The organism is Streptomyces sp. NPDC088116 (assembly GCF_044741745.1).
Taxonomy (GTDB): domain Bacteria; phylum Actinomycetota; class Actinomycetes; order Streptomycetales; family Streptomycetaceae; genus Streptomyces.
This window is the reverse complement of sequence record NZ_JBIUTF010000002.1, coordinates 1,131,843-1,153,776: the sequence shown is the minus strand read 5'-3', so window position 1 is coordinate 1,153,776 and position 21,934 is coordinate 1,131,843. Positions and strand designations below refer to the sequence as shown.

Below are 21,934 nucleotides of genomic sequence, written 5' to 3'. Positions count from 1 at the left end.
GTGACGCGCACACCGACTCGGGCCCGGCGGGCACACTGCCCGCACCCGGCACCGGCGAAAGCCGGCCCGACGGCCCTGCCCGGCCCGCCCCGGCCGGGGCCCACACCTCGTTCGCAGCGAGCGGTACGGCCGACGGCCCGGCGGGCGAGCGGCGGGTGCCGTACCGGGCGCACACCGGTACGGGCACTCCTTACGCGCCGGCCGGCGAAGGCCTCCGCGCCCATGAGCCCCCGCGCCGTATCGAGGGACTGCTCCTCGGGCTCGCCTCGGGGGACGCCGCCGGGTGGCCCGCCGCGCGGCACCGGGCGGCCCGGATGCCCGAGTGGACCCGGCGGCTCACCCGGGAACTGGACACCTTCGCCGAGCAGAACGCGACCACCACCCTGCCCGTCCCCATCGCGCTCAACCAGCCGCCCGAGCCGCTCAAGCTCGGCCCCTCCGACGACGCCGAGTGGGCCGCCTTCACGGCCGAGTCCGTCCTCGCCGCCGCGGGCGAGCCCTTCCAGGGGCTCAGCGCCGACCGCCGGCTGCGCGCCGCCGTGGACCTCGCCTGGAACGCGCTGGCCGACGAGATCGCCGCGGCCGCCGCCCGCGCGCCGGAGGTCGAGTCGGCCGTACTGCCCCTGCGCGCCCGGATCTCCGTACGCGCGGGGCTCGGCAACCTCGCCACCGGGCTGCGCCCGCCCGCCACCGGTCATGACAACCCGCACTACTTCGACGACGCGGGATGCGTACGGGCCGTCGTCCTCGCCGTCGTCCACCCGGGCGACCCGTCGGCCGCCGCCGAACTCGCCGAATTCGACGCCCGGTACACACAGGACGGCGACGGGGTGCACGGTGCCCGCGCCATGGCCGCGGCCGTCGCCACCGCGCTCGGCGGCGCGGACACCGAGGCCGCCGTGGACGCCGCCCTCGGCCAGCTCCCCCCGACCACCGAGATCGGCCGCAACGCCCGCCATGCCCTCAAGCTGGCCAGGGACTTCACCGACGAACCGGCCGGCGCGTTCGCCCTCGTACCGCTGCTGGAGCACCAGATCGTCGACCACGTCTACAGCTACGGAATCGCCGCCGCCGAAACCGTCCCGGTCGCGCTCGCCCTGGCGCTGGCGGCCCGGGGCAGCGTCACCGGGGCGGTGCCCGCCGCCGCGTGCCTCTCCCGCGTCGCCGACTCCGCGCCCGCCCTGGCCGGCGCGCTGACCGGCGCGCTCGGCGGTGGCGACGCCGTGCCCGCCGCCTGGCGGGACGCCTGCCGCACCCTGGCGGGCTGTGCGCTCCCCCGGCTCGCCGGGACGGATCTGGTGGAACTCGCCGGGCTGCTGACAGCCACGGAACTGACCACTTCGGGTGGACAATTCCGACATGACGACACTCGGCACACCACCGACACCGGCCTCGGACCCGCCCCCGACGTCCGCCGGTCCCCGGGCCTCGGCCGCTCCCACGACGGCGCTCACACTCGCTGACCGGATCGCCGGCTGCCTGATCGGCGCGGCCGTCGGTGACGCGCTCGGCGGTCCGGTCGAGGGGTACTCCGCCGAGCGGATCGTGGAGCGGCACGGGGGCCGGGTGTCCGGCATCGTCGGGCCGTGGAACGAGGACTGGCGCACCGCCCGCCCCCTCGCCCCGTACCACAAGGGCGACGGACACGTCACCGACGACACCTTGATGACGCACGCGCTGATCAGGGTGTACGGAACCGTCCGCGACCACCTCGACGCCTACGCGGTCGCGGACCATCTCGTCCCCGACCTGATGTCCACCCCGCGCTGGATCCCGGAACTGGAGGCCGAGGCGCTGCCCCTCCAGCGGATCTTCCTGGCCGAGAAGTGGATGGTCGCCCGGCTGCACTACGGACATGTCGACCCGCGCGAGGCGGGCACCGGAAACATCGTCAACTGCGGTGCGGCGATGTACATGGCGCCGGTCGGCCTGGTCAACGCGGCGCATCCGGTCGCCGCGTACGCCGAGGCGATCGATGTCGCGGGCGCGCACCAGTCCTCGTACGGGCGGGAGGCGGCCGGTGTGTTCGCCGCGGCGGTCGCCGCCGCCTGCGCACCGGACGCCACACCCGCCTCGGTCGTCGACACGTGCCTCGCCCTCGCGAAGGACGGCACGCGCGCCGCGATCGAGGCGGTGTGCGACGTCGCGGCCCGGCACCGCGACGCGGAGTCCGCGCAGCGCGGCCTGCGCGCGGCGATCGCGCCCTTCGACACGGTCGGCCCGGACTACCGGGCCCCGTCGCTGGGCGCCCGCCGCCCCTCCCGGCTGCACGCCGTCGAGGAACTGCCCATCGCCCTGGGCATGCTGCTGATCGGAGCGGGTGACTACCGCCGTACGGTGCTCGGTTCGGTCAACTACGGCCGGGACTGCGACTCGATCGCCACGATGAGCGGCGCGCTCGCGGGGGCGCTCGGCGGCGAGAGCGCGGTGCCCGCGGAGTGGTCGGAGCGTGTGGCCGAGGCGAGCCGCCTCGATCTGCGCGCCCCCGCGAGTGAGTTGACGCGGGTCGCGTACGAGGTGTTCACCCGCGACAGGGAACGGCGCCGCGCCCACGAAGCCGCCTTCGTACACCTGACAGCCCCCCAACTGACGGAGTCTCATCTGATGTCCACTCACCTGATGGACCATCACCTCACGGACGCGCGATGACCGGCCTGCGTGTCACCTGGGTACAGCCCGAGGACCTGATCGGCCACGAGCTGCGCCAGGCCGCGGAGGACGGCCGCGACGCGACACGGATCGCCCACCGCTGGTACGCGGCGGGCGGTCATCCGGCCCCGGCCCACGCGGGCGCCTCCCCGGGCCCGGCACCCGAGCGGCTGCGTGTCCGGGCGGAGGAGCTGCTGGACGAACTGGCCGCGATTCCGCCGGTGTTGACGCGGTGGGAGCCGACGGATCTGCCTGCGGTGAAGGCCGCGTGCCCGGAGTGGCCGGGCAGCCTGGCCGGCTCGCGGGCACGCACCGGCGGCACACCGGCCACTCTCAGCGTCCCCCAGCTGCACGCCGCGTGGCTGGGCCGGGCCGTCGGCTGTCTCCTCGGCAAACCCGTCGAGAGGATTCCCCTCCAGGGCATCCGGTCCCTCGCCCGCGCCACCGGCAACTGGCCGCTGCGCACCTGGTTCACCGCCGAGGGACTGCCCGCCGAACTCGCCGCCGCGTATCCGTGGAACCGGCGTTCCGCGCCGACCTCGCTCGCCGAGAACATCGACGGGATGCCCGAGGACGACGACCTCAACTACCCACTCCTCAATCTGCTTCTCCTCCAGCGCCACGGCCGGGACTTCACCACCGCCCAGGTGGCGCGGCTCTGGCTGGACGAGCTGCCCGCCGGGCGTACGTTCACCGCGGAGCGCGTCACGTACCGCAATCTGCTCGCCGGGATCGAGCCGCCGGACACCGCCCGGTTCCGTAACCCGTTCCGCGAGTGGATCGGGGCGGCGATCCGGGCGGACGTGCACGGCTGGACGCATCCCGGCGATCCCGCCGCGGCGGCGGCGCAGGCGCACCGGGACGCGACGCTCACCCACACCGCCAACGGGGTGTACGGCGCGATGTTCGTCGCGGCCACCATCGCGGCGGCGGCCCGGAACACCGAGCACGCGGAGAACACCGACGTACACACCTGTCTGCGGGCCGGCCTCGCCGTCGTACCACCGCGGTCGCGGCTCGCCGACGCGGTCCGTCTGGGAATCGAATCCGCCCGCGCGCACGAGGACTTCGAGTCGGTGGTGGACGTGCTCCACTCCGCTCTCGGCCATTACCACTGGGTGCACGCCGTGCCCAACGCGGCGCTCCTCGCCGCCGCCCTGACCCATGCGGACGGTGAGTTCGTCGGCTCCATCTGCCGTGCTGTGTCCGGTGGTTGGGACACCGACTCGAACGGAGCGACGGCCGGTTCGGTGGCCGGGCTGCTGGCCGGTCATCCGGCCCGGCTGCCCGAGGAGTGGACGGCCCCGCTGAAGAACCGGCTGGCCACGTCGGTGGGCGGTTTCGACGGCGTCGGCTTCGACGAGCTCGCCGAACTGACCCGGACGGCCACCCTGCCCCGGAGAGCCACCCGGACCGCGCCACCGGTCCCGGCCGCGAGTCCGGCTTCGCCCCTGAGCACGCCCTGGACCGCGCCCCGCACGGCCGCCCCCGGGGAGACACCCCGCCCATGACCGGCATCGTGGTGCTCGGCAGCACCAACATGGACCTTGTCACGTATGCCGCGCGCGCCCCCGGGCTCGGGGAGACCGTCATAGGACGTGAGTTCCGTACGATCCCCGGCGGCAAGGGCGCCAACCAGGCCGTCGCCGCCGCCCACGCGGGCGGTGAGGTGGCGATGATCGGCGCGGTCGGCGCGGACGAGTTCGGGCAACGGCTCCGGCACACGCTCGAAGCGTCCGGGGTCGACACCGACCTCCTGCGCACCGTCGAGGGCCACTCGGGCACCGCCCATGTCGTCGTGGACGACGAGGGCGGCAACGCGATCGTCGTGATCCCCGGCGCGAACGGCACCGTCACCGAACTCGGCCCCGGCGACGAGACCCTCATCGCCACCGCCGGCACGCTGCTCCTCCAGCTCGAACTCCCCCTGAGCGCCGTCCTGTCCGGGGCGGCGGCGGCCCACCGTCATTCCGTACGGACCGTCCTCACCCCGGCACCCGCCCAGCCGCTGCCTCCCGGGCTGCTCGCCACCATCGATCTGCTGGTCCCCAACGAGCACGAGGCGGCCGTCCTCAGCGGAGTCGCCGAGCCGCACGCGGCGGCCCAGGCGCTGCTTCGGCAGGTCCCCGAGGTCGTGATCACCCTCGGCGCCAAGGGCAGCCTGTACGCAGCCCGGGACGCGGAGCCCGTCACCGTGCCCGCGCCCCGGGTCACCGCCGTGGACACCACCGGCGCGGGCGACACCTTCGTGGGCGCTCTCGTCGTCGCGCTCGGCGAGGGCCGCCCGATGCCCGAGGCCATGCGCTGGGCGTCGGCGGCCGCCGCGCTCTGTGTCCAGCGCCACGGGGCATCCACCTCCATGCCGTACCGCAGCGAGATCGAGGCCACATGACCGCGCAGGCTCCCACCCACACCGATTCCTCCCGCCCGGCCCCGCCTCTTTCCGATCTGCGCGTCCTCGACCTGGCGACGCTCTTCGCGGGCCCGCTGGCCGCCACCCTGCTCGGTGACTTCGGCGCCGATGTGATCAAGGTCGAGCACCCCACCCGCCCCGACCCGTCGCGCGGACACGGCCCGTCCAAGGACGGGGTGGGCCTGTGGTGGAAGCTGCTCGGCCGCAACAAGCGCACCATCACCCTCGATCTGTCCACCCCGGGCGGCCGGGACCTGCTCCTGCGGCTGGCCGCCGAATCCGATGTGATCATCGAGAACTTCCGGCCCGGCACCCTGGAGCGCTGGGGCCTCGGCTGGGACGAGCTCTCCGCCGCCAACCCCCGGCTCGTACTGGCCCGGGTCACCGGCTTCGGCCAGTTCGGGCCGTACGCCCACCGCCCGGGATTCGGCACGCTCGCCGAGGCGATGAGCGGTTTCGCGGCCGTCACCGGCGAGCCCGACGGACCGCCCACGCTGCCGCCCTTCGGCCTGGCCGACTCGATCGCCGCACTGGCCACGGCGTACGCGGTGATGACCGCCCTGCACGCGCGGGCGGCGACGGGGCGGGGCCAGGTGGTCGACCTGGCGATCATCGAGCCGATCCTGACCGTCCTCGGCCCGCAGCCGCTCTGGTACGACCAGCTCGGCTACGTCCAGCCCCGTACGGGCAACCGCTCCCGCAACAACGCGCCCCGCAACACCTACCGCACCGCCGACGGCTCCTGGCTGGCGGTCTCCACCTCCGCCCAGTCGATCGCGGAGCGCGTGATGCTGCTGGTGGGCCGCCCCGAGCTGATCGGCGAACCGTGGTTCGCCACCGGCAGCGGACGCGCGGAGCACGCGGATGTCCTGGACGAGGCGGTCGGGAACTGGATGGCCCGGCACACCCGCGACGAGGCCATGGCCGCGTTCGAGAAGGCCGAGGCGGCCATCGCGCCGGTCTACGACATCCGCGACGTGATGGCGGACCCGCAGTTCCGCGCACTGGACACCGTCACCGAGGTCCCCGACCCCGAGCTGGGCCCGCTCAGGATGCAGAACGTCCTCTTCCGGCTCTCGGAGACCCCGGGCGCCGTCCGCTGGGCGGGCCGTCCGCACGGCGCGGACACCGGCACGGTCCTGGCCGAGCTGGGCCTCTCCACGTCCGAGATCTCCGCGCTCCACGAGGACGGCGCCCTGTGAACACGCCTCTGACCTGGCTGTACGTCCCCGGCGACCGCCCGGAGGTCATGACGAAGGCCCTGTCGTGCGGCGCGGACGTGGTGATCGTGGACCTGGAGGACGCGGTGGCGCCGGACCGCAAGGAGTACGCGCGCGCCGCCACCGTCGAGTTCCTGGCCGCACCGCATCCGGTCCCGGTCCATGTACGGGTCGCGGACGAGCGGGACGTCGTCGCGCTGGCCGCGCTGCCGGGGCTGTCCGGACTCCGGCTGGCGAAGGTCACCCACGCGTCCGACATCCACCGCGTCGCGGTACGCGCCCCCGACATCGCGCTGTACGCCCTGCTCGAATCGGCCCTCGCCGTGGAACACGCCCACACCATCGCCACCGCCCACCACGCGGTCCGTGGCCTCGCCCTGGGCGAGGCGGATCTCCGCGCCGACCTGGGCGTACGGCACGACTCCGGCCTCGACTGGGCGCGCAGCCGGGTCGTGGTCGCGGCCCGCGCGGCGGGCCTGGCCCCACCGGCGCAGTCGGTGTTCCCCGACATCCGGGACCTGGACGGGCTGGCCGCGTCCTGTGTCCACGGCCGCTCACTGGGCCTGCTGGGCCGGGCCGCGATCCACCCACGACAGCTCCCGGTCATCGAGCGCGCGTACCGGCCCACCGCGCGGGAGGTCGAGGAGGCCGAGGAGGTCATCGAGGCGGCGAACGGGGACGAGGGAGCGCTGGCGCTGGCGGACGGCCGCTTCGTGGACGCGGCGATCGTCGCGGCCGCACGGCGCACACTCACGCTGGCGGCCCGGAGGTAGCTGCGGGCGGGTCGGGCAACCGGGTCCGTCCCGCTTCCGACCGCTCCTCCCGCTCCTCGCATGTCCTCCCGCTCCTCACATGCCGATCGCCGGACAGGCCCGCGGCCCGTCCGGCGATCGATGACGCGGTGGGTACGTGCTCCGTACCCGTCACGCTCCGTACCCGTCAGCTCTTTTCGGTCGCCTCGGCGCCCGCGGCCACACCATCGGCCGGGCCGGGCTTGGCGGTCTTGTCCGCGTCCTTCGGCTTCTCCACCGGGTCCGATCCCGGCTCCGCCCCCGCGTCCGGCTTCGCAGCCTCAGCCGTGCCCGAAGCCGTGTCCTTGTCCGCGGCGGTGTCGGTGTCCGTGTCCTTGGACGTGTCCGTGTCTTTGGACGTGACCTTGTCCTTGGACGTGTCCGTGTCCGTGTCCGTGTCCTTGGACGTGACCTTGGCAGCGTCCTCAGCCGCGTCCGGCCCCAGCTCCGGCTCCACGATCTCCTCGCGCCCGGGGCGTACCCGCGCCGAGATGATGAGGTACGTGAGCGCCAGCAGGAAGACCAGCGCCGCCGTCCAGACGTTCAGCCGCAGGCCCAGGATGTGGTGCGCCTCGTCGACGCGCATGTACTCGATCCAGGCCCGGCCCACGCAGTACGCCGCGACATAGAGCGCGAACACGCGACCGTGTCCCAGCTTGAAGCGGCGGTCGGCCCAGACGACCAGCAGCGCGACGCCCACGCACCACAGCGACTCGTACAGGAACGTCGGGTGGTAGAGACCGGCCTCGCGGTTCGGCCCCGCGCTGATCTTCAGCGCCCAGGGCAGGTCAGTCGGCCTGCCGTACAGCTCCTGGTTGAACCAGTTGCCCCAGCGGCCGATGGCCTGGGCGAGGGCGATCCCGGGTGCGATGGCGTCCGCGTACGCCGGGAGCGGGATTCCGCGGCGGCGGCAGCCGATCCAGGCACCGACCGCGCCCAGCGCGATCGCGCCCCAGATGCCGAGGCCGCCCTGCCAGATCTTGAAGGCGTCGACCCAGTTCTCACCCTCGCTGAAGTACAGCTGGTAGTCGGTGATCACATGGTAGAGACGCCCGCCGACAAGGCCGAAGGGCACGGCCCAGACCGCGATGTCGGCCACCGTGCCGACATTGCCGCCCCGGGCGACCCAGCGCTTGCCGCCGAACCAGACAGCGACGAAGACACCGATGATGATGCAGAACGCGTAGCCGCGCAGCGGGAGCGGTCCAAGATGGAGCACTCCGGTAGCCGGGCTGGGAATGTAGGCAAGGTCCATGGCAGCACCGACGCTACATTGCCGGGCGGGACCCACCGCAACCCGCCCGGCAACTTATCCGTACAGGGATCAGGTCCAGATCGGTCCGGATCAGGCCGAAGGCGTCCCCCCTGGCGTCCCCGGAGCGGGCTCCGAGGCCGGAACGGAGCCGTCCGAGGGCGTGTCCGTCGCCGCCTTCCGGCTCTTGTTGGCCTCGGCGACCCACTTTTTCAGGTTGCCGGGCGAGATGTCCTCGCTGCCCTTCTTCGGGAAGACCGCCTCGCCGTTGAGCCGCACGGTCGGCGTCCCGGAGAATCCGCCCGTCCGGAATGCCTCGGCGGACTTGTTCACCCAGTCGTCGTGCGTGCCCCTGTCCACGCAGCCGCGGAAACCGGGCGCCGACTCCAGTCCGTCGATCTTGCCCGCCAGCTTCAGCAGATGACTGTTGTCGGCGAAGGCGTCATCGGTCTCCGGCGGCTGGTTCGCGTACAGCACGTCGTGGTACGGGGCGAACTTCCCGGCGTCCTGCGCGCAGGCCGCGGCATTGGCGGCGCGCAGTGAGCCGCTGCCGCCCATGTTGCCGTCGATGAGCGTGGCGAGGTGGTACTCGACCTTGAGCGCTCCCGCCTTCTCCAGCTGGTGGATCGTGCTTCGGTAGGCGTTCTCGAACTGGGCGCAGGCCGGGCAGCGGAAGTCCTCCCACACCGAGAGCGTGGACGGCGCGTCCTTCGCTCCCACACTGATGGCCAGGCCGTCCTTGCCGCTCACCCCCGACGGCGCGCTCGCCGGCCCCGCCGCTCCCGCGACGCCGCCCTTGTCCTTGCCGACGTTCGCCGCGACCAGGCCCACTACACCGACCAGGCCGAGGACACCGGCCACCGCCGCCGATACGACCAGGGTGCGCCTGCGCTTGTCGCGGACCTTGTCCGCTTCACGTTCCTGCTGGAGCCGCTCTCTCGCGCTCCTCTTTACCTCACGGTTCTTCTCGCTCACGCCCACAGCAACGAACCGGGGAGGCGCGTACGCACCTCCCCGGTCCCAGGTCCACTCATACGTGTGAGCCGACCCGTCAGCGCTTGCGAACGCCCTCGGCCAGCTCACCCGCCAGCGCGCGGACAGCGGCGACTCCCGCCGACGCGTCGGGCGCCTCCAGCATCCGCTTCACGAAGGCCGAGCCGACGATCACACCGTCGGAGAATCCGGCGACCTCGGCCGCCTGCTCGGCGTCGGACACCCCGAGGCCGACACAGACCGGCAGCTCGGTGGTGGCGCGCGTGCGGCGCACCAGATCCTGTGCCTCCAGGCCCACCGACGTACGGGTACCCGTCACGCCCATCAGCGAGGCCGCGTAGACAAAGCCGCTGCCCGCCTCCGTGATCTTCGCCAGCCGCTCGTCCCTGCTGCTGGGAGCCACCACGAAGACCGTCGCCAGACCGTTCTTCTCGGCGTGCTCGCGCCACTGAACGGACTCCTCGACGGGCAGGTCGGGCAGGATGCACCCGGCGCCGCCCGCCTCCGCCAGCTCGGTGGTGAAGCGCTCGACGCCGTACCGGTCGATCGGATTCCAGTACGTCATCACCAGGACGGGCTTGCCGGTCGCCTCGTGCGCCTCGCGGACCGTACGCATCACGTCCGCGATCTTCACCCCGCCCCGCAGCGCGATGTCGTCGGCGCTCTGGATGACGGGCCCGTCGAGCACCGGGTCACTGTGCGGCAGCCCGACCTCGACGATGTCCGCACCACCGTCGAAGACGGCCTTCACGGCCTCGATGCCCCCGTCGACGGTGGGAAATCCGGCCGGCAGGTAGGCGATCAGCGCGGCCCGGTTCTCCGCCTTCGCGGCGGCCAGGGTGTCGCTCAGCAGCTGAATGTTCCCGCTCACTTCGTGCCCTCGCCGTCGTACAGCCCGAAGTAGCGGGCGGCCGTGTCCATGTCCTTGTCGCCGCGCCCGGAGAGGTTGACGACGATCAGCCCGTCCTCACCGAGTTCCTGCCCCAGCTCCAGCGTCCCGGCCAGCGCGTGCGCGCTCTCGATGGCCGGGATGATCCCCTCGCTGCGGGAGAGCAGCAGCAGCGCCTGCATCGCGGCGTCGTCGGTGACCGCCCGGTACTCGCCCCGCCCGCTGTCCTTGAGGTACGCGTGCTCGGGGCCGATGCCCGGATAGTCCAGGCCCGCCGAGATCGAGTACGGCTCGGTGATCTGGCCTTCCTCGTCCTGGAGTACGTAGGACCGCGATCCGTGCAGGATCCCTGGCTCGCCGGCGGTCAGGGTGGCCGCGTGCTCACCGCTCTCGATCCCGTGTCCGGCCGGCTCGCAGCCCACCAGCCGTACGCCCTCGTCGGGGATGAACGCGTGGAAGAGCCCGATCGCGTTGGACCCGCCCCCGACACACGCGACGGCCGCGTCGGGCAGCCGCCCGGCACGCTGAAGGATCTGCCGCCTGGCCTCGACGCCGATGACCCGGTGGAAGTCGCGCACCATCGCCGGGAAGGGGTGCGGTCCCGCGACGGTCCCGAACAGGTAGTGCGTACGGTCCACATTGGCGACCCAGTCGCGGAACGCCTCGTTGATGGCGTCCTTCAGCGTCCGGCTGCCGGACTTCACGGCGACGACCTCGGCGCCGAGCATGCGCATCCGGGCCACGTTGAGCGCCTGGCGCTCGGTGTCGATCTCGCCCATGTAGATGGTGCATTCGAGCCCGAACAGCGCGCACGCGGTGGCGGTGGCGACCCCGTGCTGGCCCGCGCCGGTCTCGGCGATGACCCGGGTCTTGCCCATCCGCTTCGTCAGCAGCGCCTGTCCCAGCACATTGTTGATCTTGTGCGATCCGGTGTGGTTCAGGTCTTCCCGCTTGAGGAACACCCGGGCGCCACCGGCGTGTTCGGCGAACCGCGGGACCTCGGTCAGCGAGCTGGGCCGGCCGGTGTAGTTGACCAGAAGGTCGTCCAGCTCGGCGGAGAACGCCGGATCGGCCTTGGCCTTCTCGTACTCGACGGCGACCTCGTCGACCGCGGCGACGAGCGCCTCGGGGATGAACTTGCCGCCGTAGGCGCCGAAGTACCCGGTGGCGCCGGGGACGAGACCCTCGGGGTCAGGAATGAAAAACTCGGACATCGAAGAACGACTCCTCAGGAAACCAACGGACAGGAACGAGCTGTTGCGCCGCCGGCGACGCCCCCGCACCCGCACCCGCACGACGGACGCGGGAGGGCGAGCTGCGGTGACCAGTCTCCGGACGGGGAGCGCCGAAGGGCGGTGACCACGCGGAGAGGCCGCGTACCGATCACCTCGATCAGCGCTGAGCGGTCCGGGAACCGCGTCACGCGGGCGCGTGCTCGCGGTGCGCGACGCACCGGCACCGCACCCGGCCACCTGTCCGGGAACGGCACCACGCGGTACCGCGAAAAAACACCTACGGCGCGGCTACGCGCGCCATCGCATCCCGTTGACCTGACCGGGCTCGTCCCCGATCACGTACCGCACCCGCCGCCCGTGCACCCGCCGGGCCGGTGCCCGGCAGCCGCGCGGCCGGCACCCCCGCGCCAGCGGGGCGTGCGGCACGCGCGCCGGTACCCCGCCCGAGCGCGGGCCGGGGCGTGTGCCCGGCACACGGAGAACGACGGCTGTGGACATGGGGCGGTCAGTCCCGCCCGTGGCGCAGCGCCGGGTGGGCGCCGGCGGCGACGAGGTCGGCGACCGCGGACTTCGGGTCGCGCCCGGTGACGAGCGACTCGCCGACGAGCACCGCGTCGGCCCCGGCGTTGGCGTAGGCGATCAGGTCGTGCGGCCCGCGCACCCCCGACTCGGCGATCTTCACGATGCCGGCCGGGATCTCGGGCGCCACACGCTCGAACGTGCCCCGGTCGACCTTCAGGGTCTTCAGGTCGCGCGCGTTCACACCGATGATCTTCGCTCCGGCGTCGACGGCCCGCTCGACCTCGTCCTCGTCGTGCACCTCGACGATCGGGGTGAGCCCGATCGACTCGGCCCGCTCGATCAGCGAGACCAGCGCGGGCTGTTCCAGCGCGGCGACGATCAGCAGCACCAGGTCGGCGCCGTAGGCGCGCGCCTCCCACAGCTGGTACGAGGTGACGATGAAGTCCTTGCGCAGGACCGGGATGTCGACCTTGGCCCGTACGGCCTCCAGGTCGGCGAGCGAACCGCCGAAGCGCCGCTCCTCGGTCAGTACGGAGATGGCGGCGGCGCCGCCCGCCTCGTAGTCGGCGGCGAGCCCGGCCGGGTCGGCGATCGCGGCCAGCGCGCCCTTCGACGGGCTGGAGCGCTTGACCTCGCAGATCACCTGGACGCCCTCGGCGCCCAGCGCGGCGACACCGTCCTTGGCCTGAGGTGCCCTGGCCGCGCGCTGCTTGAGCTCGTCGAGGCCGACACGCGCCTGCCGCTCTGCGAGGTCGGCGCGGACGCCTTCGATGATCTCGTCGAGCACACTCACGCGAGGGCCCCCTTCCGGGACGGTGATGTCGATGCGGCCCCGGTCCTGTCGGACGCGGGCCGTATCACGTACGGATGGTGATCAAGTCGGCCGTTGGGCCAGGATCAGCCATATCGATGCTATCCGGAAGTGGCCGAAGGACCCGCATCCGGTTGGGCGAGCCTGCCACCACCTGGCGCTTCACGGTGCGAGCGACGAGCCGAAGGGCAGATTTCTGATCACTGTGAAAGCCAGGATCACCCCGCCGAGCGCCCACCACCAGAGGGGCCTGAGGCCGATCCGTACGGGGAGCCCTTTCCCGGCCCGTACGATCCAGACCGTCCACAGCACGGCGAAGAGCGCGTATCCGACGACGGCCGGCGCGTTGGCACCGAGGGCTCCGGCCAGGTCGCCGTGTGCGACGGCATGGGCGCTGCGCAGACCGCCGCAGCCGGGGCAGTAGACGCCGGTGAGGCCGTACAGCGGGCAGACGGGGTAGTGGCCGGATTCGTTCGGGTCGACCAGCCCCACGTATGTGAAGGCGGCGGCGACACCGGCGAGGGTGGCGAGCGGCGGGAGGAGCCGGCGGGCGAGCGAGGCCGGCGGCCGGACGGGCCGCCCGGGGCCGGCTGGACCAACAGAACCGGCGGGGCTCACGGAACCGACCGGGCGCATGGCGTCCGCGGAACGTGTCGAACCCTCGCCCGGATCGGGCGCGGCGGGGATTGTCATGGCGTCCACCCGGTGATTGTCACTGCTCCTGCCGGACGACGCAGCCCGGTCCGAAGCTCTCGCCGGACTGCCTCCGACCGGCTCCGCGCCCGAGCGCGACTGCCCGTGCGGGGCGGCCGGCCCGGACGGTCCCGGAGTCGCGGACGGTCCCGGAGCCTCAGACGGCCTGGGTCTGCGTCTCGGCCTTGGGCTGCGCGTGGACCTCCGCGGTCCCGGACTCACCCTGGGACTTGGCCCTTCCGATCTCGGCCCTGGCGCGCGCCATCGCCTCGGACTCCTTGGGCATGCCGAGACCGGCGGCCTTCATCACCATGCCGACGACACCGCCGAGCAGGGCGACGACCAGGCCGGCCCAGAACCCCAGCGCGTTCGCCGCCACCATGAAGACTCCCGAGATGCAGAAGCCGATGAACGAGATGGTGACACCGGTCCAGGCCGCCGGGGTGTGTCCGTGGCTGCTGCCCGCCATGAGTTGCTCCTCGTTGCTGTAGCGCTGTGTGAATCGAACGCTGTGTGAGTCGGACGCTCAACCGACATTGTCCCGCATGGGCGTACGGCACAGATCCGGGGGGTCGGGGTAGGCGCCCGGCCCGTGCGGCCCCGGTCGCCGGGGGCGCTCACCCCCCGCACCCGCCCTCGGGTCAGGCGTCGCGCGTCGGGTCCTCGCCCCGGTCCAGCGCCTTCCACACGTCCTCGGGGCGGTCCGGGTCCACGACGGGTGCCCGGCGGGCGGCGCGCGCCCGCACCGCGCCGCGCTCCCCGGAGTCGCCGGACGCGGCGCCCGCGTCGCGCTCGTACCGGCCGGACATCGCGGGCCACTGCCGCCCGTACCGCAGCGCGAGCAGCCCGGCGAGCAGGATCAGCACACTGGCCGCGGCGGTCACGTACGGCCACGCGGTGTGGCTCAGCGCGTCGATGGTGGCGGCGGTGTCGCCGGTGGTCCTGGCGGCCTTCTCGTCCAGGGCCGTGCTGTCCGACGCCCCGAGGAACGCCGCGGCGGTCGCGCCGGCGCCGCTCAGCGTGAGCAGTACGGAGACGAGCAGCCGCCCCGCTCCGCGGACGGCGAAGACGGCGACGAGCGCCGCGAGGCCGACCACGGCGAGGGCGGCGGGAACGCCGGTGACATCACGGCCGTCGGCATCGAGCGGTACGGCCCCGCCCCCGACGGCCGCGCTGCCCTCTGCCCAGACCTGGCCGGAGGCGATCAGCACCACGGCCGCGCCGACGGCGCCGAGCAGCAGTGCCACGGCGAGGCTGCGGCGGCTGCTCGGGGCGTCGGTCGCCGGGGTGGCGGTACGGGGCTGGGATACGGGTACGGCACTCACGCACCCCACTATCCCTCACCGCCCCACGTGCCCCGGGGCCCGGGGGTCCCGGGGCATCTCCTCGGCAGGGTGTTCCGCAGCAACCGCCCGGAAGAACGGAAGATCAGCCGCCGTTCAGCCGGTTCGCCGTGTGTACGGCGCGCAGCACCGCCGCCGCCTTGTTGCGGCACTCGGTGTCCTCGGAGACCGGGTCGGAGTCGGCGACGACGCCCGCTCCCGCCTGGACGTACGCCGTACCGTCGCGCAGCAGGGCCGTGCGGATGGCGATGGCGGTGTCGGAGTCCCCGGCGAAGTCGAGGTAGCCGACGCAGCCGCCGTACAGCCCGCGCCGGGTGGGCTCCAGCTCGTCGATGATCTGCATGGCGCGCGGCTTCGGCGCCCCGGAGAGGGTGCCCGCCGGGAAGCAGGCGGTCAGCACGTCGAAGGCGCCGCGGCCCTCGGCGACCCGTCCGGTGACCGTGGACACGATGTGCATGACGTGCGAGTACCGCTCGACCGACATGAAGTCCACGACCTCGACGCTGCCGGGCTCGCAGACCCGCCCCAGGTCGTTGCGGCCGAGGTCGACCAGCATCAGGTGCTCGGCGCGCTCCTTGGGGTCGGCGAGGAGTTCGTCGGCGAGCGCCTGGTCCTCCTGCGGAGTCGCGCCGCGCGGCCGGGTACCGGCGATGGGGTGGACCATCGCGTGCCCGTCCTCGACCTTGACCAGCGCTTCCGGGCTGGAGCCGACGACATCGAACCCGTCGAAGCGGAAGAGGTACATGTACGGGCTCGGGTTGGTGGCCCGCAGCACCCGGTAGACGTCCAGCGCGCTCGCGGTGACGGGGGTCTCGAAGCGCTGGGAGGGCACGACCTGGAAGGCCTCGCCCGCCCTGATCCGCTCCTTGATGTCCTCGACGACGTCCTGGTAGGCGGCGCCGCCCCAGCGCTCGGTGTACTCGGGCACCTCGGAGGCGGGCAGCGCGGTGGGCGCGGTGTGGACCGGCTCGGCGAGGTCGGCGGCCATGGCGTCGAGGCGGGCGACGGCGTCCGCGTACGCCTCGTCCACCCCGGTGTCGAGGTCGTTGTGGTTGATCGCGTTGGCGATCAGCAGGACCGTGCCGTCCCAGTGGTCGAGTACGGCGAGGTCCGAGGTGAGCAGCATGGTCAGCTCGGGGATGCGCAGATCGTCTCGCGCGTGGTCACCGATCTTCTCCAGCCGCCGGACGATGTCGTACCCGAGGTAGCCGACCATGCCACCGGTGAAGGGCGGCATGCCCGAGGAGAGGTCGCGGGGGGTGTGCAGGGTCTCGACGGTGGCGCGCAGGGCGGCCAGCGGATCGCCGTCGACAGGGACGCCGACGGGCGGGGTGCCGAGCCAGTGGGTGCGGCCGTCGCGTTCGGTGAGCGTGGCGGCCGACCGTACGCCGATGAAGGAGTAGCGCGACCAGGAGCGCCCGTTCTCCGCGGACTCCAGGAGGAACGTGCCGGGGCGCTCGGCGGCGAGCTTGCGGTACAGGCCGACCGGGGTGTCGCCGTCCGCGAGGAGCCGCCTGCTGACGGGGATGACACGGCGGTCCACCGCCAGCTTGCGGAAGGTCTCGAGATCCATGGGCGCTGACCCTACTCGTTGGTCGGTACTCATCACTCGTTGCTCATCGCTCGTCGTCGGGCTCGCGTCGCCCGTTCACCGGCCGAGCGGTAGTACGTCGACGTCGAAGCAGGTGCGCGCGCCGGTGTGGCAGGCGGCGCCCACCTGGTCGACCTGGACCAGGACGGTGTCGCCGTCGCAGTCCAGGGCCACGGACCTGACGTGCTGGACATGGCCCGAGGTGTCGCCCTTGACCCAGTACTCCTGGCGGCTGCGGGACCAGTAGGTGCAGCGGCCGGTGGTCAGGGTGCGGTGCAGGGCCTCGTCATCCATCCAGCCGAGCATCAGCACCTCACCGGTGTCGTACTGCTGGGCGATCGCCGGGACGAGCCCGTCGGCGGTGCGCTTGAGGCGGTCGGCGATGGCGGGATCGAGTCCGCCGCTGCGGCCGGTGCCCGCGGTCGTGCTGCTCATACGGCCATTGTGCCGCGTCCGCGCGGCGGGGCGGGTGGGACGTCCACTGGGCGGACGGGGCGGGGCCGCCGTACGCTTGCGCACATGTCGACCCATGCCAAGCGTGAACGACTTCTGCTCGCCGACCTGTTGGAGGCGACGGGCCCCGATGCGCCGACGCTCTGCGACGGCTGGCTGACCCGCGACCTCGCGGCCCATGTGGTGGTGCGCGAGCGCCGCCCCGACGCGGCCGGCGGCATGCTGCTGGCCGCGCTCAGGAACCGGCTGGAGCGAGTGACCGCCGAGTATCTCGCGAAGCCGTACGAGGAGCTGATCCAGCTGATCCGTACGGGACCGCCCCGGATGTCCCCGTACGGCATCAAACAGCTCGACGAGGTGGCGAACACCGTCGAGTTCTATGTCCACACCGAGGATGTCCGGCGGGCCCAGCCGGACTGGACGCCCCGGGAGCTGGACCGTGTCTTCTCGGACACGCTGTGGGCGCGGCTGGAGAAGGGCGGCCGGATGATGGGGCGGAAGTCGCCGGTGGGCCTGGTGCTGCGCCGTCCGGACGGCCAGACGGCCGTGGCCCACCGCGGCACGCCGGTGGTGACGGTCACCGGGGAGCCGGGTGAACTGATCCTCTTCGCGTTCGGACGGCAGAGCGTGGCGGATGTGCAGCTGGAGGGGGACAAGGAAGCGATCGAGCGGGTACGGGAGACGAAGCTGGGCCTCGCGTAGAGGCTGCCCGGCGAGCACCGGCCGGCAGTCGTCGGCCGGTGCTCGCCGCAGGTCAGAGGTCGCGGCTCAGGCCGTGACGGTCCTGCGTGTCCCGCTCGTCCCGGTCGAGCAGTCGCGGGTCCAGCAGTCTCGCCAGCTCCGTTCGTGAGCGCACCCCCAGGGTCGCGAAGACGTTCCTCAGATGGTGATCGACGGTCCGGGTGCTCAGTGAGAGCCGCAGGGCCACCTCCCGGTTGGTCGCGCCCTCGGCCACGCACCGGGCGACGCGCTGCTGCTGGGGGGTGAGCAGGACCAACGGTCCCGGCGAGGCCGCGCCGCGCTCCCCCGGGACCGCCTCGCCCGCGGCGCGCAGTTCGCCCCGTACCCGCCCGGACCAGAGGCGGGCGCCGCAGCGTTCGAAGCCGACCAGGGCGTCCCGCAGCGGGCCGCGCGCCTCGCGGGTTCTGCGCTGTCTGCGCAGCCAGTGCCCGTACAGCAGTTGAGTACGGGCCCGTTCGAAGTCGCCGCCCGCGTGCTCGTGATGGGCAAGCGCCTCCTCGTACCGGGCCGCCGCCTCGGCGGGCGGCGCCAACAGGGCGCGGCAGCGGGCCAGTTGGGCCGGTGCTTGGAGGTCGGCGGTCCGTGCCGTCCAGGCCGCGAACTCCTCGACCACCGCGTACGCCTCGGCGCCCCGGCCCGCCAGTACGGCCGCCTCCACGAAGCACGGTACGGCCGGTATGAGGACGGCGAAGTGGCCGCGCCGAGGCCCGGGGCGGACCAGTGGGGCGAGCCGCGCGGCGGCCTGGGCGGATCTGCCGTCGGCCAGCTCGGCACGGCCGACCGCCCATCCGGCGAGCGTGGCCGCCTGGGTGAGTCCGTGCGGCCCCGCGTCCGCCAGGGTCGCCTCGGCGTGTTCGGCGCAGGTCCGGGCGTCGCCCTCGACGGACGCGGCGAGGGCGAGGATCGCGTGCAGATGGGCGGCGGCGTTGCGCTGGCCCAGGCGGCCGGCGGCGGCGAGCCCCTCGCGGGCATGGGCGCGGGCGCTCGCGTGGCGGCCTGCGCGGAGTTCGCCGTACGCGAGGTGTTCCAGGGCCTGGGGCAGCAGCGCGTCCGGGCCACGCGCGCGGACGGCGGCCAGCGCCCTGGCGCCCGCCCGGCACGCGGTGTCCACCTCGCCGAGGGCGAGCGCGGCGATCCCGGCCCGCAGGAGCCGGGCCGGGTCACCGGGGCCGGGGCGGGTGCCGGAAGGGTGCGCCTCCCCGGCGACAGGGGGACCCTCCCCGGCGGAACCGGAACCGGAAGCGGCTGCGGCTGCGGCTGCGGCTGCGGCTGCGGCTGCGGCTGCGGCTGCGGCTGCGGCTGCGGAAGGGGAAGGGGAAGGGGAAGGGGAAGGGGAAGGGGAAGCGCCGGAGCCCGGAGACCTGGCGCCGGAATCAGCGCCCGCGGGCTCCGCACCGCCCCGTAGCAGCGCCCGCCCCGCCTCCGGCCGACCGTCGAGCACGGCGCACATGCCCGCGCGGTACCGCTCCAGCTCCGGATCGCTCCGGCTCACCGGGATCCGCCGCATCGCGTCGAGACAGCCCGGCGCGTCGCCCATGGCCCAGGCCGCCTCGGCCGCGCCCAGCAGGGCGCCCGCCGTACGGCCCTCGTCGTACGGGGCGAGCAGCGACGCCGCCGTGAGCAGGGCCTCCCGCGCGTCCGCGACCGGTCCGTCGCGCAGGTCGAGCAGGCCCCGTACGTAATGTGCCCGGCCGGGCGCGGGTACGGCGCGTACCCGGGCCAGCAGGACGCGCGCCCGGCCCGGTTCCCCGGCGAGCCAGGCAAGTTCGGCGGCGGCGGCGAAACGGGCGGCGCGCAGGGATTCGTCCGTGGTGAGTCCGGCGGCCCGGGTCAGGGCCGCGGCGCGGTCGGCGTGGGGGCGCGGCGGGACGGCGGCGGCGGCCAGTTCCCCGGCCAGCGCCGGATCGTGGCCGTCCGTCGCGCAGGCCCGCTGGACCAGCCGGGGCAGGGTCTCGTGCGGCCCGTCGAGCGCGGCGGCCAGCAGCTGGTGCACCGCCCGGCGGCGGGCGGGCGGTGACCTTCGCAGCACCGCCCGGCGTACGAGCGGATGCGCGAAGTGGACGCGGCCGGCCCCGCGGTGCACCACCCCGGCCGCCTCGGCCGGAGCGAGCGGGCCGAGGCCGATCCCGGCCGGCCGCCCCGCGCGCAGCAGCAGGACCGCGTCGGCGCCCGCGCCTTCGGGCTCGTGCTCCTCGGCCGCCGCGGCGAGGAGCAGCAGCATGCGGGTGTCGCCGGACAGCGCCGCGAGTGGGGCGGCGTAGGCGCCGAGCAGGTCCTCGCCACCGGTCGGCGGCCGTGGCAGTGGGTGACGCCCTGTCATCTGGCTGTCCGTGAGGTGTGCGGCGAGCGCCGCGATCAGCCGGGGGTTGCCGACGCCCTCGTGCCGTAGCTCCTCCCGTACGGCGGCGTCGATCCGGCTGTCCGTCAACTGGTCGAGCAGCTTGGCCGAGGCGGCGGCGCCGAGCGGTGCGAGCCGCAGCGCGGGCAGTCCGGCGAATGCCTCCGCGCCGTCCCGGTGGTCCGCGACGGTGAGCAGGGCGGCCACCCGGGACCCGGCAGCGAGCCGGCGCACCGCGAAGGCCAGTGCGGTACGCGAGTCGGGGTCCCAGGCGTGGGCGTCGTCGACACAGACCAGCAGCGGGCGCCGGGCGCCGAGGCCGGCCAGCAGGTCGAGCAGGGCGGCGGGCGCGATCCCCGAACGCAGGACCTCGGCGGGCGGTACGGGCAGCGGGAACCGCGCCGAGCAGAGCAGCGCGTGCACTCCGCTGTACGGCAGCAGCCGTTCGGCCGGGGCCGCCGTGGCGTGCAGGACCGCTCCGTGGCCGTGACGGTCGAGGGTGTGGCGTACCAGCGCGCTACGGCCGAGCCCCGGCGGCGCGGTCAGTACGAGCGTGCCGCCGGTCCCGGCGGCCAGTCGCGCCAGCATGGCTTCCAGGACGGCGAGTTCACCGCTTCGTCCGTACAGCCGCAGGGGGCGGTGCACGGTCGTCGATGGGGTCACGCCCGTCACGTTACTGCTGCGTAAACAACCCTGGAAGACTCGTGTCCATCACCGGACCGGGCGAAGCGGCGGGGGGCGGGGAGGACAGCCACCCGCAGCGGTCGCTTACCGCACCGGGACACAGCGGAGTTGCCGGCGGCGACCGCATTGCACCACCGGCAACTCGCTTACAAAATAAGCTAGTTGATTCAGGAAGTGTGCGGGCAGTTGCCGCGGTATTCCTCGATGGTCGCGCTCGGCGCGGGGACCGGGCAGAGAAACTGTTCGTAGCGGGTGTCGCTGTCGATGAACCGCTTCAGCCAGGACACGCTGTACTTCGCGATGGTGGTGTTCGCCGTGGTCGGCGTGGAGTGCGTGGCGTTGTTGAGTTCCAGATACGCCTTGTCGAGCGTGCTGGGCAGCGACTGGTAGAACGGTTCGGAGAACGAGGCGACGGGTGCGACGGTATCGCCGTCCGCCCCGACCACCAGGGTGGGTGTGCGCACCTCGGGCCAGGTGCTGTCCAGGTTCCAGCCGGTCAGCGGGATGGCCGCCTTCAGTGACGTACGGCTCTTGGCCGCCTCCAGTGAGCCGCCACCGCCCATCGAGTGGCCCATGACGCCGAGGCGCGCGCTGTCGATCCGGCCGCTGACCGTCGAACGCTGCGTCAGATAGTCGAGGGCCGCGAGGAGTTGACGGCCACGGCTGTCGGGCGCGTCGAGGGTGGTGTTCGTGTCGATGGTGAAGACGACGAAGCCCTGGGAGGCCAGTCGCGGTCCGAGCCAGGCGACGCTGGACTGGGTGGCGGTGAAGCCGGGGGAGATGGCCACGGCCCCGAATGTGCCGTCCGCGGTGGAGGTCGGGTAGTAGACCGTGCCCCCGCGGAAGCCGGTGACGCTCGCCGAGGGGACGGTGGTCTTCGAGACGGCGTAGTGGCCGCTGACGGCCTCGATGCTGGACACGGTCGGCGCGGGACCGCGCTCGTACGGATTGGCCGCGACCGTGGCCGCCGACGTGGTCGTGGCCTGGGCGCCCGAAACACCGGGGATCAGCGCGGCGAACAGGCCGACGGTCGTGACCGAGGCCGCCCACAGGCTCCGGGCGCGACGCGGGCGGTCAGGGGTACGGCGGGGAACTCGCGCCTGAGAGTGCGGTCGCACCATGGGGGGGTCCTCTCGGTCGTGGCGGAGCCACACCGGAGGCCGTGGGGGTGCACCGGAGTGGGACCGCCATTTCACTGGCGGTCGCCACTGTCGCGGCGCAACTCGCGCGGAGGCATCGGCAAGTTCACCGGTCTTGATGAACCGGCCTCGTCACGAGTGGACGTCAACGCGGTCCGAAGTCAGCGCTGATGAAGT

Annotated in this window: 20 protein-coding genes; 7 read left to right on the top strand and 13 right to left on the bottom strand. The window is 73.4% G+C overall.

Going from position 1 to position 21,934, the window contains the following annotated elements:
* The first annotated feature begins 35 nt into the window (after positions 1-35).
* Genes ACIOJD_RS11385 through ACIOJD_RS11360 form a run of 6 tightly spaced genes read left to right on the top strand, consistent with a single transcriptional unit; the run spans position 36 to position 7,055 of the window.
* Positions 36-1,463: an ADP-ribosylglycohydrolase family protein gene (locus ACIOJD_RS11385; RefSeq protein WP_401911750.1), complete on the top strand. Its 1,428-nt coding sequence runs from the start codon at positions 36-38 to the stop codon at positions 1,461-1,463.
* Positions 1,360-2,649: an ADP-ribosylglycohydrolase family protein gene (locus ACIOJD_RS11380; RefSeq protein WP_401911073.1), complete on the top strand. Its 1,290-nt coding sequence runs from the start codon at positions 1,360-1,362 to the stop codon at positions 2,647-2,649. Before ACIOJD_RS11385 ends, ACIOJD_RS11380 begins: the two co-directional genes overlap by 104 nt.
* Positions 2,646-4,160: an ADP-ribosylglycohydrolase family protein gene (locus ACIOJD_RS11375; protein ID WP_401911070.1), complete on the top strand. Its 1,515-nt coding sequence runs from the start codon at positions 2,646-2,648 to the stop codon at positions 4,158-4,160. The genes ACIOJD_RS11380 and ACIOJD_RS11375 overlap by 4 nt, the downstream gene beginning before the upstream one ends.
* On the top strand, positions 4,157-5,041 hold the full coding sequence (gene rbsK, locus ACIOJD_RS11370; RefSeq protein ID WP_401911067.1) for a ribokinase: 885 nt from the start codon (positions 4,157-4,159) through the stop codon (positions 5,039-5,041). Before ACIOJD_RS11375 ends, rbsK begins: the two co-directional genes overlap by 4 nt.
* Positions 5,038-6,264 carry a CaiB/BaiF CoA transferase family protein gene (locus tag ACIOJD_RS11365; RefSeq protein WP_401911064.1) on the top strand — a complete coding sequence of 409 codons (1,227 nt, stop codon included), beginning with the start codon at positions 5,038-5,040 and terminating at the stop codon, positions 6,262-6,264. Before rbsK ends, ACIOJD_RS11365 begins: the two co-directional genes overlap by 4 nt.
* Before the next feature lie 47 nt (positions 6,265-6,311).
* Complete coding sequence (locus tag ACIOJD_RS11360) at positions 6,312-7,055, top strand: HpcH/HpaI aldolase/citrate lyase family protein (RefSeq protein WP_401911748.1); 744 nt, start codon at positions 6,312-6,314, stop codon at positions 7,053-7,055.
* A gap of 166 nt (positions 7,056-7,221) precedes the next feature.
* On the opposite strand, the gene lgt is transcribed toward ACIOJD_RS11360, so the two are convergent.
* The 11 genes from lgt to hisI form a co-directional block, all read right to left on the bottom strand.
* Complete coding sequence (gene lgt / locus ACIOJD_RS11355) at positions 7,222-8,328, bottom strand: prolipoprotein diacylglyceryl transferase (protein WP_401911061.1); 1,107 nt, start codon at positions 8,326-8,328, stop codon at positions 7,222-7,224.
* A 90-nt stretch (positions 8,329-8,418) separates the two neighbouring features.
* Positions 8,419-9,300, bottom strand: coding sequence for a DsbA family protein (locus tag ACIOJD_RS11350; RefSeq protein WP_401911059.1), 882 nt, complete (start codon positions 9,298-9,300; stop codon positions 8,419-8,421).
* A gap of 76 nt (positions 9,301-9,376) precedes the next feature.
* The gene (trpA, locus tag ACIOJD_RS11345; RefSeq protein ID WP_401911056.1) at positions 9,377-10,189 is read right to left on the bottom strand and encodes a tryptophan synthase subunit alpha; all 813 of its coding nucleotides are present in this window, start codon (positions 10,187-10,189) and stop codon (positions 9,377-9,379) included.
* Positions 10,186-11,421, bottom strand: coding sequence for a tryptophan synthase subunit beta (trpB, locus tag ACIOJD_RS11340; protein ID WP_401911053.1), 1,236 nt, complete (start codon positions 11,419-11,421; stop codon positions 10,186-10,188). Before trpB ends, trpA begins: the two co-directional genes overlap by 4 nt.
* A gap of 309 nt (positions 11,422-11,730) precedes the next feature.
* On the bottom strand, positions 11,731-11,940 hold the full coding sequence (trpM, locus tag ACIOJD_RS11335; protein ID WP_401911050.1) for a tryptophan biosynthesis modulator TrpM: 210 nt from the start codon (positions 11,938-11,940) through the stop codon (positions 11,731-11,733).
* Between the two features lie 7 nt (positions 11,941-11,947).
* On the bottom strand, positions 11,948-12,757 hold the full coding sequence (trpC, locus tag ACIOJD_RS11330; protein ID WP_401911048.1) for an indole-3-glycerol phosphate synthase TrpC: 810 nt from the start codon (positions 12,755-12,757) through the stop codon (positions 11,948-11,950).
* Positions 12,758-12,937: 180 nt separating this feature from the next.
* On the bottom strand, positions 12,938-13,411 hold the full coding sequence (locus ACIOJD_RS11325) for a DUF2752 domain-containing protein (RefSeq protein ID WP_401911745.1): 474 nt from the start codon (positions 13,409-13,411) through the stop codon (positions 12,938-12,940).
* Positions 13,412-13,625: 214 nt separating this feature from the next.
* Positions 13,626-13,937 (bottom strand): HGxxPAAW family protein, encoded by a 312-nt coding sequence (locus tag ACIOJD_RS11320; RefSeq protein ID WP_401911045.1) that lies wholly within the window; start codon positions 13,935-13,937, stop codon positions 13,626-13,628.
* Positions 13,938-14,109: 172 nt separating this feature from the next.
* Positions 14,110-14,802: a TIGR02234 family membrane protein gene (locus ACIOJD_RS11315; protein ID WP_401911042.1), complete on the bottom strand. Its 693-nt coding sequence runs from the start codon at positions 14,800-14,802 to the stop codon at positions 14,110-14,112.
* Between the two features lie 94 nt (positions 14,803-14,896).
* Entirely contained in the window at positions 14,897-16,384 is a 1,488-nt protein-coding gene (locus ACIOJD_RS11310) for an anthranilate synthase component I (RefSeq protein WP_401911040.1), read from the bottom strand.
* A 75-nt stretch (positions 16,385-16,459) separates the two neighbouring features.
* A complete protein-coding gene (hisI, locus tag ACIOJD_RS11305) occupies positions 16,460-16,837 on the bottom strand; it encodes a phosphoribosyl-AMP cyclohydrolase (protein WP_401911038.1) in 378 nt (125 codons plus the stop codon).
* Between the two features lie 84 nt (positions 16,838-16,921).
* Between hisI and ACIOJD_RS11300 the strand changes: the two genes are divergently transcribed.
* On the top strand, positions 16,922-17,557 hold the full coding sequence (locus ACIOJD_RS11300) for a TIGR03085 family metal-binding protein (protein ID WP_401911035.1): 636 nt from the start codon (positions 16,922-16,924) through the stop codon (positions 17,555-17,557).
* A gap of 52 nt (positions 17,558-17,609) precedes the next feature.
* On the opposite strand, the gene ACIOJD_RS11295 is transcribed toward ACIOJD_RS11300, so the two are convergent.
* Complete coding sequence (locus ACIOJD_RS11295; RefSeq protein WP_401911033.1) at positions 17,610-20,597, bottom strand: LuxR C-terminal-related transcriptional regulator; 2,988 nt, start codon at positions 20,595-20,597, stop codon at positions 17,610-17,612.
* Between the two features lie 188 nt (positions 20,598-20,785).
* Positions 20,786-21,739 carry an alpha/beta hydrolase gene (locus ACIOJD_RS11290; RefSeq protein WP_401911030.1) on the bottom strand — a complete coding sequence of 318 codons (954 nt, stop codon included), beginning with the start codon at positions 21,737-21,739 and terminating at the stop codon, positions 20,786-20,788.
* Between the last annotated feature and the right edge of the window lie 195 nt (positions 21,740-21,934).